Source organism: Streptomyces sp. NPDC048257 (genome assembly GCF_043201855.1).
Lineage (GTDB): Bacteria > Actinomycetota > Actinomycetes > Streptomycetales > Streptomycetaceae > Streptomyces.
This window is the reverse complement of sequence record NZ_JBICZI010000002.1, coordinates 222,524-238,856: the sequence shown is the minus strand read 5'-3', so window position 1 is coordinate 238,856 and position 16,333 is coordinate 222,524. Positions and strand designations below refer to the sequence as shown.

Here is a 16,333-nt window from a genome sequence, read left to right as displayed (position 1 = left end):
ACCCCGGGGGGCGCCCCACCCGCGGGGGCGGCCGGGGGGGGGGGGCGCGCCCCCCCCCCCCGGGGGGGGGGGGGGCCCCCGCCGCGGTACGTTGCCCAAGTGGCCCGGTGTCAGTGCACCGGCACCGGATCCGCCGCGGCCCCCGAGGCCGCGGCCTTCCTGGCGCCGAGGTGGTTGAAGGCCAGGTTCAGCAGGATGGCCACCACGCAGCCGGTGCTGATGCCGGAGTCGAGGACGACCAGCAGGTCCTTCGGGAAGGCGTGGTAGAAGTCCGGCGCGGCGATCGGGATCAGGCCGATGCCCACGGAGGCGGCGACGATCAGGGCGTTCTCGCCCTTCTCCATCGCCGCCCCGGCCAGGGTCTGGATGCCGCTGGCCGCGACCGAGCCGAAGAGGACGATGCCGGCGCCGCCGAGGACCGGCAGCGGGACCACGCCGATGACGGAGGCCGCCATCGGGCACAGGCCGAGCAGGATCAGGATGCCGCCGCCCGCGGCGACCACGAAGCGGCTGCGCACCTTGGTCATGGCGACCAGCCCGATGTTCTGGGCGAAGGCGCTGCACATGAACCCGTTGAACAGCGGGCTGATCGCGCTGCCGAGGGTGTCGGCGCGCAGGCCACCCGCGATGGTCCCCGCGTCCGCCGGACGGCCGACGATCTTGCCCAGCGCCAGGATGTCGGCGGTGGACTCGGTCATGCAGACCAGCATGACGATGCACATCGAGATGATGGCGGCGACCTGGAACTGCGGGGCGCCGAAGTGGAAGGGGGCCGGGAAGCCGACCACCGACGCGTTCCTGACGGCGTCGAAGCTGGTCATGCCGAGCGGCAGCGCGATGAGCGTGCCGGCGACCAGGCCGAGCAGGATGGATATCTGCTGGAGGAAGCCGCGCAGGAACTTGCGCATCAGCAGGACGATGACCAGGGTGAGCGCGGCCATGCCGATGTTCTGCATGGACCCGTAGTCGGTGGCGGTGCGGTTCCCGCCCTGCGACCAGTTGAAGGCCACGGGCAGCAGCGAGACGCCGATGAGGGTGATGACCGTACCCGTCACGACCGGCGGGAAGAAGCGGACGAGTTTGCCGAAGTACGGGGCGGCGAAGAAGCCGACCACGCCGGCGACGATGATCGCGCCGAAGATGATCGGAAGGGCGTTGTCCCCCTCTCCCTTGCCGATCGCGATCATCGGGGTCACACCGGCGAAGGAAACGCCGTTGACGAAGGGGAGTTTGGCGCCGATCTTCCAGAACCCGAGGGTCTGGAGGAGGGTGGCGAGCCCTGCGGTGAAGAGCGAGGCGCCCATCAGGAAGGCGGTCTCGGTGGCGGAGAGTCCGACGGCGGGGCCGACGATCATCGGCGGTGCCACCACCCCCGCGTACATGGCGGCCACGTGCTGGAGGCCGCTCGTGAACATTTTCAGCGGAGGAAGGGTCTCGTCGACCGGGTGCTTCTCCTCCGGTACTGCGACTGCATCTTTGCGAAACCTGGGCGCCTGGGCCACGGCTTCCTCCGTTCGGTTGAACACGCCGGCAGGGACGTGGTGTCTTGGAGGTGGTGCGAAAGCGGTGCGAGTCGAGCCTGTATGCAGTTGTGGTGGTGCGAATACTTGTCCCAAGGGGTGCGGAAGCGATTCGCCCGATCATCGATTCCGCGCTGCGGACCGGCTCAGGGCTCCGGCGGGAGCCGGATCGTGAGCTGGAGGTGCCGCGGCAGTGGCGCGATACGCGCGCCGCGGTGCTGTTGAGCTGATGTGCTGAGTCACCGCCCCCGGGGCGCCTTCGGATTTCCTCAGGCGCGTCCCGGGAACGGCTGCCCACGGACCCCGCTCGGGTCCGCGGCTGCCGGCCGGGGGCCGTCCCCCCCGGCCGGACTCCGTGGGATCAGGCCTGCGCGGAGATCCGCGCGAGGCGCTGGGCCTCTTCCCGGGTGGACACGGCGATGGCGTCCTCGTCGGCGAAGAGAAGGCGGTTGTTCTCGACGATCTGCTTGCCGTTGACGAACGAGGCGGTGACCGGGGCCGCCGCACCGAAGACCAGCGCGGTGACCGGGTCGGCGATCGAGGAGTGCAGGAAGGTGTTCAGGTTCCAGAGCACCAGGTCGGCGCACTTGCCGACCTCCAGCGAACCGATGTTGTCGGCGCGGCCGAGGACCTGGGCACCACCGTACGTACCGAGGCGCAGGGCCTGGCGCGCGTTCAGGGCGCGCTCGCGGTGGACCGGGTTGAGGCGGTTGATCAGCAGCGCGTTGCGCAGCTCGGTGTGCAGCTCGCCGGACTCGTTGGAGGCGGTGCCGTCCACACCGAGGCCGACCGGTACACCGGCGGCGAGCATGTCCGGGACGCGGGCGATGCCGGCGGCCAGACGGGCGTTGGAGGACGGGCAGTGCGCGACACCGGTCTTGGTGCGGGCGAACGCGGCGATGTCGGAGTCGTTCATGTGAACGCTGTGCGCCATCCACACGTCCTCGCCGAGCCAGCCGGTCGACTCGAAGTAGTCGGTCGGGCCCATGCCGAACAGTTCCTTGCAGAACTGCTCTTCCTCGACGGTCTCGGAGCCGTGGGTGTGCATGCGCACGCCCAGGCGGCGGGCCAGCTCGGCGCCCTGCTTCAGCAGCTCGGTGGAGACCGAGAAGGGGGAGCACGGGGCCACGGCGACCTGGGTCATCGAGTCGAAGGAGGCGTCGTGGAACTTCTTGACGGTCGCCTCGGTGTCGGCGAGCGCACCCTCGAGGGTCTCGACCGCGTGGTCCGGCGGCAGGCCGCCGTCCTTCTCGCTGCGGTCCATCGAGCCGCGGGCGAGGGTGAAGCGGACACCCATCTCGGACGCGGCGCGGATGATGGAGCCGGACAGGTCGCCGGAGCCCTTGGGGAAGACGTAGTGGTGGTCCATCGCGGTGGTGACGCCACCCTTGGCCATCGCGGCGAGGGAGCCCTGCGCGGCCGTGTACGTCATCTGCTCGTCGATGCGCGCCCACGTCGGGTACAGCGCGACCAGCCAGTTGAAGAGGTTGTGGTCGGTGGCCAGACCACGCGTGATCCACTGGTAGAAGTGGTGGTGGGTGTTGACCAGACCGGGGGTCACGAGGTGCCCGGTGCCGTCGATGCGGCGAACGACGTTCTCGAGGTTCTCGGGGGCTTTGCCCGCACCGATGAACTCGATCCTGTTGCCGGCGAGAACGACGTGGCCCGAGGCGTACTCGGTGTCGTTCGCGTCGACGGTCGCAATCGCACAGTTTTCGATGACAATGCGCTCGACCACGCTGTCAGGGGCTGCCGATGCTGCCATGGGACTTCCTCGTGCTTTCAGTGGCGGTTTGGGCACGGCAAGGCCCGGGGGATTTGAGTGCCGGAGCCGGGGGCCTTGACAGCTGACAGTACTGCCGCCCCGTGTGATACGTCCGGGTGCCGATTCAGGAGGCTTGGGGGTGTCGCGCGGTCCCGGGGCCACTGCGGAGCCCCGGGACACGCGTGCCGTTTCAGAGGTTGGTCATGTCCACGGGGATGCGGGCGTCGACGCCGTCCCGGAGAACAGTGGCCTCGATCAGACCGTAGGGACGGTCCGCGGCGAAGTACACCTCGTTGTCGTTCTTGAGGCCGAAGGGCTCCAGGTCGACGAGGAAGTGGTGCTTGTTCGGGAGCGAGAAGCGGACCTCGTCGATCTCCGAACGGTGGTTGATGATGCGCGAACCCATCTGGTACAGGGTCTGCTGCAGCGACAGGGAGTAGGTCTCGGCGAAGGCCTGCAACATGTGCTTGCGGACCTCGGCGTAGGACTTGTCCCAGTTGGGCATCCGCTGGTCGTCGTCGGACCAGCTGAAGCGCCAGCGAGCCGACACCTGGGTGGCCAGGATGCGGTCGTAGGCCTCCTTCAGCGTCGTGTACTTGTCCTTCACGTAACCCCAGAACTCGGAGTTCGTGGAGTTCATGACGACGAGGTCCTTGAGGCCGGAGATGACCTCCCAGTTCTCGCCGTCGTACGTGATCTGGGTGACGCGGGTCTCCATGCCCTGGCGGACGAAGGAGTGGTTCACCTCGTCGGAGCCGATGAACTTGGAGTTGGCGTCCGAGGTGGCGATCCGGTCCCAGGAGTACTCCTCGATCCGGATGCGCGCGCGCTGGATCGGCTCCTGGCTGTTGACGAACCAGCGCGCCAGGTGGATGCCGAACTGCTCGGCGGACTCGATGCCGTATTCCTTGGCGAACGCGTACACCGTGTTCTTGGTGGTGTCCGTCGGAAGGCAGTTGGCGTTCGAGCCGGAGTAGTGGACGTCGTCCATGTCGCCGGAGAGGGCGACCGAGACGTTCAGGTCCTTGATGTGGTGCGTGTCGCCGTCCCGCGTGATCTTGACGACGCGGTTCTCTGCTTTGCCGTACTGGTTCTGGCCCAGAATCGTGGCCATGCTAGCTCCCTCGGTAAACGGAGTAGCCGAACGGGTTGAGCAGCAGCGGTACGTGGTAATGCTCGCCAGGAGTGACCGCGAACGTGATCGTCACTTCCGGGAAAAACGCACCGCTGTCCCTTACGCGGGGGGCGTCCTGCTGCGCCTCGGCTTGCTTCTTGGAACTGTGCTTATTGGAGAAGTACGTCTCGGTCTCGAAATCGAGACGCACGTGAGTGGTGCCCTCCGGCAGCGCCGGCAGGTCCTTGCAGCGCCCGTCCGCATCGGTGGCGGAGCCGCCCAGGGCCGCCCACTCACCGCCCTGCCCCGTGCGGGCCGAGAGGGAGATGGCGACGCCCTCGGCGGGCTTGCCGATGCTGGTGTCCAGGATGTGCGTGGACACCGACGCGGTGGTCTCGGTGCTCATGGTCACGCTCCTTCTGCGAGTTCGACGAGACGGGCGAGACGGATCTTGTTGATCTTGACGAGCTCGCCGCGGGCGCTTTCCCGCTCCTGCTCCGGCGAGTTGTCGATCCGGACCTTGACCGCGTCACGCATGAACTCACCGGTCGCACCGGTGGCACAGATGAGGAAGACGTGGCCGAACTTGTCCTGGTAGGCCAGGTTCAGTTCGAGGAGCTCGGTCTTGAGCTCCTCCGAGGCACCGGCCATGCCACGCTGCTCGCGGGCGGAGGTCGGGTCTCCCGGCTTCGGCCGGCCGATCGGCGCGTGGCCTCCCATCGCTTCGCCCAGGTCCTCCGCGGTGAGCTCCGCCATGGCGGCTTCGTTCGCGGCGAACAGGGACTCTGCGGTGGTGAAGGGGCGCTGGGCGAGCATCTTGCTCCCCCACGCCGAACTGGCGCACACCTCGTGCAGCTCGGCCGTGGCCGCGCTGTCGTCCAAGGTGTTGAACCGGGTGAGACCCGGGGTCGGACTCGAAGTCACGGTAGGCCTCCGTGGCCTGTTGTTGCTTTGACGGGCTGCGCATAGCTAACGCCCTCCACAACACGGCGTCAACACTTTGTTGAAACTTCCCGTACACAAAAGCCGCCGCCCGGGTGAATTGGGCGGCGGCTCGTCACCTTGAGTCAGGCCGGGCTCACTCCTGGCTGCCCTTGGCGGCCCCCTTCGGGGCGCCGGAATCCCTGTTCAGGTAGTTGTAGACGGTGAAGCGGCTCACACCCAGGGCGCCCGCGACCGTTTCCACGCCGTGCCGCACGGAGAAGGCGCCCCGTGCCTCCAGTATCCGTACGACGTCCTGCTTGGACTTCCGGTCGAGCTGCGCCAACGGTACGCCGTACCGGCGCTCGAGGGCCGCCAGGATGTGATCCAGCGAGTCCGAGAGCTGCGGCAGGCGCACGGCCAGCAGCTCCTGGCCCTCCCAGGCGAGCACGACGTCGTCGGGCTGGGCCAGGGAGGGGTCCATCAGCTCGCCGCCCATCGCGTCCACCAGCGGCTTGACCGCGGTGACGAAGGGGTGGTCGCGGGGCTCCGTCACGACATCTCCTCCCCGATCACATTGACCTGGAGCGAGACACGGGTGGCTCCGGCCTCCAGGGAGTCGCGCAGCAGCGCCTCCACGGCGGCCAGCACCCGGTCGGCCTCGCCCTCGGCGGTGTTGCCGAACGGGCCGACGTCCACCGCGTCCAGCTGGGCCTTCTGGATGACCTCGCGGGCCGCCACGGCATGGGCAGGAGCCTCTTCCAGATCGAAGGGCTCGGTCGTGAACTCCACTCTCAATCGCACGCCGTCAAGCTACCCCGCGGTCATGATTTTTCGGCAGTCCGCACTTGACATCCGCGCGGAACCCCATGCAGTCTTCCATCAAGCAGAAAACAACTTCCGCAATACGGAAGGAGCGCACACCCCTCATGGGATACACGGACCAGCGCTTCGATGTAAACCTTTCGATCCTCTTCACGGAACTCCCGCTTCTGGAGCGTCCCGCGGCTGCCGCCGCGGCGGGCTTCACGGCGGTCGAGCTGTGGTGGCCCTGGATCGAGACCCCCACCCCGGCACAGGAGGAGCTCGACGCCCTCAAGAAGGCTCTTGAGGACGCCGGCACCCAGCTGGTGGGTCTGAACTTCTACGCCGGCCGGCTGCCGGGCCCGGACCGCGGTGCGGTCTCGGTTCCCGGGGCGGAGTCGGAGCGCTTCAACGCCAACATCAACGTGGCCGCGGACTTCGCGGCGTCGGTCGGCTGCAAGGCGCTGAACGCCCTCTACGGCAACCGCGTCGAAGGCGTGGACCCGGCCGTTCAGGACGAGCTCGCCCTGAAGAACCTGGTCGTGGCGGCCCAGGCCGCGGACCGCGTCGGCGCGATCCTCCTGATCGAGACCCTCAACAAGCCCGAGTCGCCGCTCTACCCGTTGGTGAGCGCCCCGGCCGGCATCGAGGTAGTGGACAAGGTGAACGAGGCCACCGGCCTCGGGAACGCCAAGTTCCTGCTCGACCTGTACCACCTGGCGATGAACGATGAGGACCTCTCCGAGGTCATCGAAAAGTACGCCGCCAAGACCGGGCACGTCCAGATCGCGGACAAGCCCGGACGAGGTGCCCCCGGCACCGGCGAGCTGCCCCTCCAGGAGCTGCTCGACCAGCTGAAGAAGGCCGGATACGAGGGCTACGTAGGCCTGGAGTACAAGGCCGCCGACGCTGCCGCCTCCTTCGCGTGGCTGCCGGCCGAGGCCCGCGCCGCGAAGTAGGCGGACAAAGTCCAGGCGATCCGCCAGGCACGTCACGAACTTTTCGTACAAAGCATTAAGAGAAGGACCCTCATCATGAGCAACCTCCCCAAGATTGCCTGGATCGGCCTCGGAATCATGGGCTCCCCCATGGCCGAGAACCTCCTGAAGGCCGGCTACTCGGTCACCGGCTTCACCCTGGAGCAGGACAAGCTGGACCGCCTGGCCGCCGCCGGCGGCAACGCGGCCGGCTCGATCGCCGAGGCCGTCAAGGACGCCGACGTCATCATCACGATGGTGCCCGCCTCCCCGCAGGTCGAGGCCATCTCCTACGGTGAGAACGGCATCCTCGAGAACGCCAGGTCCGGCGCGCTGATCATCGACATGTCGTCGATCACCCCGCAGACCTCGGTCGACCTCGCGAAGAACGCCGCCGCCAAGGGCATCCGCGTCATCGACGCCCCGGTGTCCGGTGGCGAGGCCGGTGCCATCGAGGCCGTCCTGTCGATCATGGTGGGTGGCGAGCAGGCCGACTTCGACGAGGCACTGCCGGTCCTCGAGACCCTCGGCAAGGTCATCGTCCTGTGCGGCCCGCACGGCTCCGGCCAGACGGTGAAGGCCGCCAACCAGCTCATCGTCGCGGTGAACATCCAGGCGTGCGCCGAGGCCGTCGTCTTCCTCGAGAAGTCCGGCGTGAACCTCCAGGCCGCCCTGGACGTCCTCAACGGTGGTCTGGCCGGCTCGACGGTCCTGACCCGCAAGAAGGACAACTTCCTGAACCGCGACTTCAAGCCCGGTTTCCGGATCGACCTGCACCACAAGGACATGGGCATCGTCACCGACGCCGCCCGCAACGTCGGCGCGGCCCTGCCCGTCGGTGCGGTCGTCGCCCAGCTGGTCGCCTCGCTGCGTGCCCAGGGTGACGGTGGCCTGGACCACTCCGCCCTGCTCCGTGCCGTCGAGCGCCTCTCCGGCGCCCAGGTCTGAGCACCTCCCCTCTCCCAGGGGACCCGAGTTTCCGGATGGCGCCGGTGCTGACACCTGTCCTGTCGCGCCCAAGTGCCGGCGCCGTCCGGATTACCACTCGCCTTCAACTTCGTTCAACAAACTGTTGACGTTTAGTTCTCGCCGAAATTAGGCTGTTCCGCATGACGGAAGACGCTTTCCGTCAGCAGTTACCCCGTACGGAAGGTCACCATGTCGAAGCGCACGCTGACGACCGAGTCCGGCGCCCCGGTCGCCGACAATCAGAACTCCGCCACCGCCGGCGTCGGTGGCCCGCTCCTGGTCCAGGACCAGCAGCTGCTCGAGAAGCTTGCCCGCTTCAACCGTGAGCGCATCCCGGAGCGCGTGGTGCACGCCCGCGGCTCGGCCGCGTACGGCTACTTCGAGGTGACCGACGACGTCACTGCATACACCAGCGCCGCGTTCCTGAACACGGTCGGCAAGAAGACCGAGACCTTCCTGCGGTTCTCCACCGTGGCCGACTCCCTCGGCGGCGCGGACGCGGTCCGCGACCCCCGTGGCTTCGCGCTGAAGTTCTACACCGAAGAGGGCAACTACGACCTCGTCGGCAACAACACCCCGGTGTTCTTCATCAAGGACCCGATCAAGTTCCCCGACTTCATCCACTCCCAGAAGCGCGACCCCTTCACGGGCAAGCAGGAGCCGGACAACGTCTGGGACTTCTGGGCGCACGCCCCCGAGGCGACGCACCAGATCACCTGGCTCATGGGTGACCGCGGCATCCCGGCGTCGTACCGTCACATGAACGGCTACGGCTCCCACACGTACCAGTGGACCAACGAGCAGGGCGAAGCCTTCTTCGTCAAGTACCACTTCAAGACCAACCAGGGCATCCGCTCCCTGTCGGGCGAGCAGGCCGCCGAGCTCGTCGGCAAGAACGCGAACTCGCACCAGACCGACCTGCTGCAGGCCATCGAGCGCGGTGTGAACCCCTCGTGGACCCTGTACGTGCAGATCATGCCCGCCGCCGAGGCCGCGGACTACCGCTTCAACCCGTTCGACCTCACCAAGGTGTGGCCGCACAGCGACTACCCGCTGCAGCGCGTGGGCCGTCTGGTCCTCGACCGCAACCCGGACAACGTCTTCGCCGAGGTCGAGCAGTCCGCCTTCTCCCCGAACAACTTCGTCCCGGGCATCACCGCCTCGCCGGACAAGATGCTCCAGGGCCGCCTCTTCGCGTACGCCGACGCCCAGCGCTACCGCCTCGGTGTGAACCACACCCTGCTGCCGGTCAACGCCCCGAAGGCGACGAAGGCCGAGAACTACGGCCGCGACGGCGTCATGGCGCTCCGCAACGGCTCGCGCCACGACAAGAACTACGAGCCCAACTCGTACCAGGGTCCGGCCGAGACCGGTCTGGCGCTGGGCGCCCCGAAGGCCGTCTCCGGCTACACGGGCACCCACGAGGCCCCGGCCCACACCAAGGACGACGACTTCTTCCAGGCCGGTGAGCTCTACCGCCTGATGTCGGAGGCCGAGAAGCAGCGTCTGGTGGCGAACATCGCCGGCGGTCTGTCTCAGGTCACCCTGGAAGACGTCATCGAGAAGAACCTGGCTCACTTCCACGCCGCCGACGCCGACTACGGCAAGCGCGTCGAGGAGGCCGTCCGCGCCCTGCGCGACGCCTGAGCCACCCAGTTGTACCGGGGGCCTGACGGGAGGTCAGGCCCCGGGTGCTCAGCCCGACCCGTGGACCCGGATGAGGGGTGGTACACGGTGAGGGCAGGACGAGGACCGTGGCGAGCGTGCGAGCCAGTGCGGTGGTAATGGGTTCCGAGGCCCGTCTCTTGACCTGAGGGAGACGACGCCGGAGTTCTCGTCGCCCGCCCGCCACGGTCCCAGCCAATCCTCTTCGTACAGGGGCACGCACAGAGCCCCCTGCGCGCGTAGGTCCCCACCTCCCCACACACTCCGCCCGGCGGTGCGAACGTCCTGTCGCGCCAGCCTCGCACCGTCGGGCGGTAACAAACCAGAGCGCCGATTCACGGACGGTCCCGTGAATCGGCGTTTTGCCGTGCCGGGCACAGGTCCGGCGTGCGGCGTGCGGCGTGCATACCAGCCACCCCGGGGCCTGTTGACTCCTCCCTCGCGGCGGCTCCCCCGGCCTCCTCGTCAGCTTCCTCACCGGTACCGCCGCGACGCCGCCGGCCACGGTTCCCCTCATCCCCAGCCCGCGCGGCCACTTCGCCGACCAGCACTGGTACGCCGTAGCTAGACCGTCTCTCCCCGGGAAGGCTCCCGGCTCCAGTGCAGCTCGCGCACTGCGTCCGCGGCCTCTCTGCGCACATCGGACCGGGGGTGCTGGAGGAACCGCTCAATGATGGGGAGCGCCGCTCGGTCGTGAGTCGAGCCCAGGACGCCGAGGACGTACTCCAAGAGCAACGGTTCGAAGCCATCCGCGCCGACAGCGAGCGGCTCCACCACCCGATAGGGAAGCTTGTAGTACGTGGATGCCGTGCAGACCGCGTGCAGTGCGGACTCCCGCACCTGGTAGCCCTCATCAGAGAGCGCGACGGTCACAAGGCGCTCGACGGCCCGCTCGGCGTCGTCCTGCGTCAAGCGGCCCGTCTCCAGGACATCGCTCACAGCATCGAGGCAGAAGTCCCGGTGGCCTGCATCGGAGCCGTTCAGCTCCTTCCGGGCCGATTCGATGAATGCCGTCAGCGCCTGATATCCATCCACGGCCAGAGCATAGGAGACGGTCCGGCAGCCGTCACGGGCGTCATCTCTCTCTGGCAGCCGCCAGTAGCCGGGGGCGCCATGCCGGCCTCCTGGGCCCGCACAGCGTCGCGTCGCAGGCCCCGAAGGCATGGGGTGAGGCCTCCGGGGAACGCCGAGCGGCCCCCGACCCTCCGGAAGGAGGGACGGGGGCCGCCGGGTGGTGCGGGGGTGGATCAGACCTGCAGGGCCTTGATCGCGGTCGGGGCGTGGCCCGGCTCCGTCGCGAGCTCCTCGAACTCGGTGACGTCGCTCATGTCGACCGTCTTGCTCATCGCGATGTTGGTGATGCGCTCCAGGATGGCCTCGACGACGACCGGGACCTGGAACTCCTGGGCCAGCTTCTTGGCCTCCTCGAAGGCCTCGCCCAGCTTGTCCGGGTCGGTGACGCGGATCGCCTTGACGCCCAGGCCCTCGGCGACCTTGACGTGGTCGACACCGTAGACACCCAGCTCGGGGGTGTTGATGTTCTCGAACTCGAGGTTGACCTCGAAGTTGATCCCCAGGCCACCCTGCGCCTGACGGATCAGACCCAGGTAGGCGTTGTTCACGAGGACGTGGACGTAGGGGACCTTGTGCTGGGCGGCGACCGCCAGCTCCTCGATCATGAACTGGAAGTCGTAGTCGCCGGACAGCGCGACGATCGGGGTCTCCGGCTCCGCGGTGGCGGCACCGATGGCGGCCGGGATGGTCCAGCCGAGCGGGCCGGCCTGGCCGCAGTTGATCCAGTTGCGCGGGCGGTAGACGTGCAGGAACTGCGCCGCCGCGATCTGGGAGAGGCCGATGGTGGTGACGTAGCGGGTCTCCGGACCGAACGCCTTGTTCATCTCCTCGTAGACGCGCTGCGGCTTCAGGGGGATGTTGTCGAAGTGAGTACGGCGCTGCAGGGTGGCCTTGCGGTCCTGCGCCGAGGCGGTCCAGGCGGAGAAGTTCGGCAGCTTGCCCTCGGCCTTGAGCTCCTTGGCGATCTCGATGAAGAGCTCCAGCGCGGCCTTGGCGTCGGAGGCGATGCCGAAGTCCGGGGCGAAGATCTTGCCGAGCTGCGTGGGCTCGATGTCGACGTGGACGAACTTGCGGCCCTTGGTGTAGGCGTCCAGGTTGTAACCGGTGTGACGGTTGGCCCAGCGGTTGCCGATGCCGAAGACGAAGTCCGACTCGAGGAACGTCGCGTTGCCGTAGCGGTGCGCGGTCTGCACACCGACCATGCCGGCGGCCAGCTCGTGGTCGTCCGGGATCGTGCCCCAGCCCATCAGGGTGGAGATGACCGGGACGTTGACCAGCTCGGCGAACTCGACCAGCAGGTCGGACGCGTCGGCGTTGATGATGCCGCCACCGGCGACGATCAGCGGGCGCTCGGACTCGAGCAGGAACTGCAGGGCCTTGGCGGCCTGGGCGCGGGTGGCCTGCGGCTTGTAGACCGGCAGCGGCGCGTAGGTCTCCGGGTCGAACTCGATCTCGGTCAGCTGGACGTCGATCGGGAGGTCGATGAGGACCGGGCCGGGGCGGCCGGAGCGCATCAGGTGGAAGGCCTCCTGGAACACGCCCGGGACCTGCGCGGCCTCCAGGACGGTCGTGGCCTTCTTGGTGACCGGCTTGGCGATCGAGGCGATGTCGACGGCCTGGAAGTCCTCCTTGTGGAGCTTCGAGACCGGGGCCTGACCGGTGATGCACAGGATCGGGATCGAGTCCGCGATCGCCGAGTACAGGCCGGTGATCATGTCGGTGCCGGCCGGGCCCGAAGTACCGATGCAGACACCGATGTTGCCCGCCTTGGCACGCGTGTAGCCCTCGGCCATGTGCGAGGCGCCCTCGACGTGGCGGGCCAGGGTGTGCGCGATGCCGCCCACGTTCTTGAGCTCGCGGTAGAACGGGTTGATCGCAGCACCGGGGACGCCGAACGCTTGTTCGACACCCTCGAGCTTGAGGATCTCCACTGCAGCGGCGGCGGCTGTCATACGAGGCATCGAGTTCTCCTGCGGGTCTGGCGGTCAGGCTTTTCCGTAATCCGGAAGTTTTGTTCTGCTATACGGAACAAGCTAAGCGGCGGCTCCTTCGGCGTCAAGGCGGTAGGGGACCCCGGAACCCACCAAAAGCCGCATCCCGCTCGACGACTTGTACAAATCACTGGTCCCCCGGCCCGAATCCCCCGGAAATGGCGCGCACCCTCCCCCCGTCGGTCGCCCGTGGTGGAGCATGGACGTACGCACAGCAACGAGGGGGTCCAGGTCTCATGGCGGAAGCGGTACCGGTGCGCTGCCCGGCGTGCCTGCGCGAGAACGGCTACACCGCCCCGGTCTTCCCCTGCGCCTGCGGAAGCCCGGTGCACCCCCCGCTGGACCTGGCGGCGCCGCCGGTTCAGCTGACCCACCGCACCTGGTCGGAGACCTGGGTGACGGTGCGGTGCGCGGCCTGCGGGCGGGAGAGCGAGTGGCCGCACCCCGAGCTGGGCTGCGGATCGTGCGGGACGGTGGTGCTGATTCCGGTGCATCCGCTGGAGCGGGTGGAATCCGGGGGCGGCGCGGGCGCGGGTGGCGCCGGTGGCCCGGGTGGCGCCGGTGGCCCGGCCGCGCAGCCTCCGGCCGGATCGACCTCGCCGGCCGGCCCCGCGCCGTCGGCGGGCCGGCCGGAGCCGGGGAGCGCCGGGCGCGGGTCCACGGGCGGGCGCCCGGCGCACATCCCGCCTCCACCGGCCGCGCCGGTGCCGCGGCCCGCGTTCCGGCCGGTGACCATCCGTACGGCCCGCGACGCGGTGGCCACGGCCGCGCTGTACCTGCGCTGGCTCGGCTTCCGCGACGTACGACAGCCCGACGGGCGCCCGATCCCCTCGGCGGCCGTGGACCTGCGCGCCCCGGGCCTGGTCGCCCAGGTGGACCCGACCACCGCACCGGCCGGGCTGCGGGCGGTGGAGTGCGTCTGGCTGAACGGGCTCACCGCCTCCGCGACCAGCGTCTACTTCTCCCTCGCCGGGTACACGAAGGACGCCCGGGTCCGCGCGGACGAGCTCGGCATACCGCTGTTCGTCATGGACCTGACGGGCATGCCACAGCCGGTCAACGACCCGGCGGACGCCCTGGTGGGCCCGGCCTGATCGACAGGACCCCCCTGGGGGCTGTCCGGCCGAGCCCGACAGGATCGGCAAGCCACCCCCTAAGCTCGTAGGCATTGCCTACTTCCTGCCCAGGAGAGCCCGATGAGCCTGTACGACATCCCGCTGACCACCCTGTCCGACGAGCCCACCAGCCTCGTCGCCCACAAGGGCAAGGCGATCCTCCTGGTGAACACCGCCTCGCAGTGCGGCCTCACTCCGCAGTACTCGGGACTGGCCCGCCTGCAGTTCACGTACGCGGAGAAGGGCTTCACGGTCATCGGCGTGCCCTGCAACCAGTTCGGCGAGCAGGAGCCCGGTACCGCCGAGGACATCCAGACCTTCTGCGCGGCCGGCTTCGGCGTCACCTTCCCCATCCTGGAGAAGTCCGAGGTCAACGGCGAGAACCGGCACCCGCTCTACCAGGAGCTGGTGAAGACCCCGGACGCGGACGGCGAGGCCGGGGACATCCAGTGGAACTTCGAGAAGTTCCTGATCTCCCCCGCCGGCGAGGTCGTGGGGCGCTTCCGCCCGCGTACGGAGCCCGAGGCTCCCGAGGTCATCGCCGCGATCGAGGCGAACCTGCCGGCGTAAGGCGTACGCCCTCCCGTACGCACTCCCGAACGCGGCACGGGCTGCTGCGCGGCTGCGGCGCGCGCGGCACCCCGTACCCCGCTCACCGATCAGGCCAGGTCGGCCTCGCGGTACTCCCCCGCCGAACCGGCCGCGGTGAGCTCCCGCAGCTCCACCCGGCGGATCTTGCCGGACACGGTCTTGGGCAGCTCGCCGAACTCGATGCAGCGGATCCTCTTGTACGGGGACAGCACCGCGCGGGAGTGCTCGAACAGCACCCGGGCCGTCTCCGGCCCGGGCTCCCACCCGACCGCGAGGGTGACGTACGCCTTCGGGACCGCCAGCCGCAGCTCGTCCGGGGCCGGGACGACGGCGGCCTCGGCCACCGCCTCGTGCTCCAGCAGGGCGCTCTCCAGCTCGAACGGGCTGATCTTGTAGTCCGAGGCCTTGAACACGTCGTCGGAGCGCCCGACGTAGGTGAGGTACCCGTCGGCGTCGCGCGCTGCGATGTCACCGGTGCGGTAGAGCCCGTCCGCCATCGCCTCGGCCGTGCGCTGCGGATCGTCGCGGTAGCCGGTCGTCACCCCGGCGGGGCGGGTGCGCAGGTCCACGCAGAGCTCGCCCTCATCGGCGGACTCCTTGCCGGTGACCGGGTCGAGCAGCACGATCTCGTAGCCGGGGGCCGGGCGGCCCATGGAGCCGGGCTTGACGGGGGCTCCGGGGAAGTTGCCGACCTGGAGGGTGGTCTCGGTCTGACCGAAGCCGTCGCGAATGGTGATGCCCCAGGCCGCGCGGACCTTCTCGATGACCTCCGGGTTGAGTGGCTCCCCGGCGGCGACGGCCTCGCGCGGGGGCCTGGCCAGCCGGGTGAGATCGGACTGGATCAGCATCCGCCACACGGTGGGCGGGGCGCAGAAGGTGGTCACCCCGTGCCGGTCCATTTCGGCCATCAGGCGCTCGGCGTCGAAGCGGGTGTAGTTGTGGACGAAGACGGTCGCTCCGGCGTTCCACGGGGCGAAGAGGTTGGACCAGGCGTGCTTGGCCCAGCCGGGAGAAGCGATGTTGAGGTGCACGTCGCCGGGGCGCAGCCCGAGCCAGTACATGGTGGAGAGGTGCCCGATGGGGTACGAGGCGTGCGTGTGCTCGACGAGCTTGGGGCGGGCGGTGGTGCCGGAGGTGAAGTAGAGCATCAGCGGGTCGGTGGCGAGGGTCTCGCCGTCCGGCGTGAAATCGCCGTCGGCGCCCTCCGTGTCCGCGAGCCGCAGCCAGCCGTCGGGGACCCGGTCCCCGGCAACGATCCGGGTGTAGTCGCCGGGGACCTCGTCGAACTTGGCCGTGTCCTCGGCGCGGGCGATGACGTGGCGCACCTGGCCGCGCTCGACGCGGTCGCGCAGGTCGGCAGGGCCCAGCAGTGGCGTGGCGGGGATGACGACGGCGCGCAGCTTCATCGCGCCGAGCATCACCTCCCACAGCTCGCGCTGGTTGCCGAGCATGACGAGGATCCGGTCGCCGGGCGCGACGCCCTGCTCGCGGAGCCAGTTGGCGGCCGCGCCGGACCGTACGGCGAGCTCCGCGAAGGTGAGGCCCTGGCTGGTGCCGTCCTCCTCGACGATGCGCAGGGCGTCGGCGTCGTTCCCGGCGGCGATGTGGTCGAACCAGTCCAGGGCCCAGTTGAAGCGCTGCGGGCGGGGCCAGGTGAATCCCGCGTGGGCGGCCTCGTAGTCGCCGCGGCGCTCCAGGAGGAAGTCCCGAGCGGCCAGGAACTGGGCGGTGGCGCTGTTCTGCGTACTCTCGGTCGTCATGACAGGCATCGTGCCGCGTTCGGTGTACGGACCACCAGTGCGGCGTCAGCCCCGAGTTGACCCTTAG

15 protein-coding genes are annotated in these 16,333 nt (G+C 68.9%); 5 read left to right on the top strand and 10 right to left on the bottom strand.

Going from position 1 to position 16,333, the window contains the following annotated elements:
- Positions 1–110: 110 nt before the first annotated feature.
- The 7 genes from ACGFZK_RS05080 to ACGFZK_RS05050 form a co-directional block, all read right to left on the bottom strand.
- Positions 111–1,502, bottom strand: a complete 1,392-nt coding sequence (locus ACGFZK_RS05080; RefSeq protein WP_393847860.1) for a nucleobase:cation symporter-2 family protein — start codon at positions 1,500–1,502, stop codon at positions 111–113.
- A 379-nt stretch (positions 1,503–1,881) separates the two neighbouring features.
- Positions 1,882–3,285, bottom strand: a complete 1,404-nt coding sequence (locus ACGFZK_RS05075; protein WP_393847447.1) for an 8-oxoguanine deaminase — start codon at positions 3,283–3,285, stop codon at positions 1,882–1,884.
- A 190-nt stretch (positions 3,286–3,475) separates the two neighbouring features.
- A complete protein-coding gene (gene pucL / locus ACGFZK_RS05070) occupies positions 3,476–4,399 on the bottom strand; it encodes a factor-independent urate hydroxylase (RefSeq protein WP_393847446.1) in 924 nt (307 codons plus the stop codon).
- A 1-nt stretch (position 4,400) separates the two neighbouring features.
- The gene (gene uraH, locus ACGFZK_RS05065) at positions 4,401–4,805 is read right to left on the bottom strand and encodes a hydroxyisourate hydrolase (RefSeq protein WP_393847445.1); all 405 of its coding nucleotides are present in this window, start codon (positions 4,803–4,805) and stop codon (positions 4,401–4,403) included.
- Between the two features lie 2 nt (positions 4,806–4,807).
- Positions 4,808–5,323, bottom strand: coding sequence for a 2-oxo-4-hydroxy-4-carboxy-5-ureidoimidazoline decarboxylase (gene uraD / locus ACGFZK_RS05060; protein ID WP_393847444.1), 516 nt, complete (start codon positions 5,321–5,323; stop codon positions 4,808–4,810).
- Positions 5,324–5,477: 154 nt separating this feature from the next.
- Positions 5,478–5,876, bottom strand: coding sequence for a helix-turn-helix domain-containing protein (locus tag ACGFZK_RS05055; protein ID WP_393847443.1), 399 nt, complete (start codon positions 5,874–5,876; stop codon positions 5,478–5,480).
- A complete protein-coding gene (locus tag ACGFZK_RS05050) occupies positions 5,873–6,124 on the bottom strand; it encodes a thiamine-binding protein (protein ID WP_078851107.1) in 252 nt (83 codons plus the stop codon). Before ACGFZK_RS05050 ends, ACGFZK_RS05055 begins: the two co-directional genes overlap by 4 nt.
- Before the next feature lie 125 nt (positions 6,125–6,249).
- Here ACGFZK_RS05050 and ACGFZK_RS05045 point away from each other — a divergent pair, with 125 nt between their 5' ends.
- The 3 genes from ACGFZK_RS05045 to ACGFZK_RS05035 all read left to right on the top strand — a co-directional run bounded on the left by ACGFZK_RS05045 (position 6,250) and on the right by ACGFZK_RS05035 (position 9,717).
- Entirely contained in the window at positions 6,250–7,083 is an 834-nt protein-coding gene (locus ACGFZK_RS05045) for a TIM barrel protein (RefSeq protein WP_393847442.1), read from the top strand.
- Positions 7,084–7,158: 75 nt separating this feature from the next.
- Positions 7,159–8,049: a 2-hydroxy-3-oxopropionate reductase gene (locus tag ACGFZK_RS05040; protein ID WP_393847441.1), complete on the top strand. Its 891-nt coding sequence runs from the start codon at positions 7,159–7,161 to the stop codon at positions 8,047–8,049.
- Between the two features lie 210 nt (positions 8,050–8,259).
- The gene (locus tag ACGFZK_RS05035) at positions 8,260–9,717 is read left to right on the top strand and encodes a catalase (RefSeq protein WP_393847440.1); all 1,458 of its coding nucleotides are present in this window, start codon (positions 8,260–8,262) and stop codon (positions 9,715–9,717) included.
- Positions 9,718–10,299: 582 nt separating this feature from the next.
- On the opposite strand, the gene ACGFZK_RS05030 is transcribed toward ACGFZK_RS05035, so the two are convergent.
- The gene (locus ACGFZK_RS05030; protein ID WP_393847439.1) at positions 10,300–10,770 is read right to left on the bottom strand and encodes a HEAT repeat domain-containing protein; all 471 of its coding nucleotides are present in this window, start codon (positions 10,768–10,770) and stop codon (positions 10,300–10,302) included.
- A gap of 212 nt (positions 10,771–10,982) precedes the next feature.
- Positions 10,983–12,770, bottom strand: a complete 1,788-nt coding sequence (gene gcl / locus ACGFZK_RS05025) for a glyoxylate carboligase (protein ID WP_393847438.1) — start codon at positions 12,768–12,770, stop codon at positions 10,983–10,985.
- A 266-nt stretch (positions 12,771–13,036) separates the two neighbouring features.
- Here gcl and ACGFZK_RS05020 point away from each other — a divergent pair, with 266 nt between their 5' ends.
- Both ACGFZK_RS05020 and ACGFZK_RS05015 read left to right on the top strand, forming a co-directional pair.
- Positions 13,037–13,894, top strand: a complete 858-nt coding sequence (locus ACGFZK_RS05020; RefSeq protein ID WP_393847437.1) for a hypothetical protein — start codon at positions 13,037–13,039, stop codon at positions 13,892–13,894.
- 102 nt (positions 13,895–13,996) lie between these two features.
- Positions 13,997–14,485: a glutathione peroxidase gene (locus ACGFZK_RS05015; protein ID WP_393847436.1), complete on the top strand. Its 489-nt coding sequence runs from the start codon at positions 13,997–13,999 to the stop codon at positions 14,483–14,485.
- 89 nt (positions 14,486–14,574) lie between these two features.
- Here the strand turns inward: ACGFZK_RS05015 and ACGFZK_RS05010 are convergent, their stop codons facing one another.
- The gene (locus ACGFZK_RS05010) at positions 14,575–16,266 is read right to left on the bottom strand and encodes an AMP-binding protein (RefSeq protein WP_393847435.1); all 1,692 of its coding nucleotides are present in this window, start codon (positions 16,264–16,266) and stop codon (positions 14,575–14,577) included.
- Between the last annotated feature and the right edge of the window lie 67 nt (positions 16,267–16,333).

Bases quoted from the DNA above. Each gene is read 5' to 3' on its own strand.
- ACGFZK_RS05075 (WP_393847447.1), bottom strand. From the start codon at position 3,285: ATGGCAGCATCGGCAGCCCCTGACAGCGTGGTCGAGCGCATTGTCATC.
- pucL (WP_393847446.1), bottom strand. From the start codon at position 4,399: ATGGCCACGATTCTGGGCCAGAACCAGTACGGCAAAGCAGAGAACCGC.
- uraH (WP_393847445.1), bottom strand. From the start codon at position 4,805: ATGAGCACCGAGACCACCGCGTCGGTGTCCACGCACATCCTGGACACC.
- ACGFZK_RS05045 (WP_393847442.1), top strand. From the start codon at position 6,250: ATGGGATACACGGACCAGCGCTTCGATGTAAACCTTTCGATCCTCTTC.
- ACGFZK_RS05040 (WP_393847441.1), top strand. From the start codon at position 7,159: ATGAGCAACCTCCCCAAGATTGCCTGGATCGGCCTCGGAATCATGGGC.
- ACGFZK_RS05035 (WP_393847440.1), top strand. From the start codon at position 8,260: ATGTCGAAGCGCACGCTGACGACCGAGTCCGGCGCCCCGGTCGCCGAC.
- gcl (WP_393847438.1), bottom strand. From the start codon at position 12,770: ATGCCTCGTATGACAGCCGCCGCCGCTGCAGTGGAGATCCTCAAGCTC.
- ACGFZK_RS05020 (WP_393847437.1), top strand. From the start codon at position 13,037: ATGGCGGAAGCGGTACCGGTGCGCTGCCCGGCGTGCCTGCGCGAGAAC.
- ACGFZK_RS05015 (WP_393847436.1), top strand. From the start codon at position 13,997: ATGAGCCTGTACGACATCCCGCTGACCACCCTGTCCGACGAGCCCACC.
- ACGFZK_RS05010 (WP_393847435.1), bottom strand. From the start codon at position 16,266: ATGACGACCGAGAGTACGCAGAACAGCGCCACCGCCCAGTTCCTGGCC.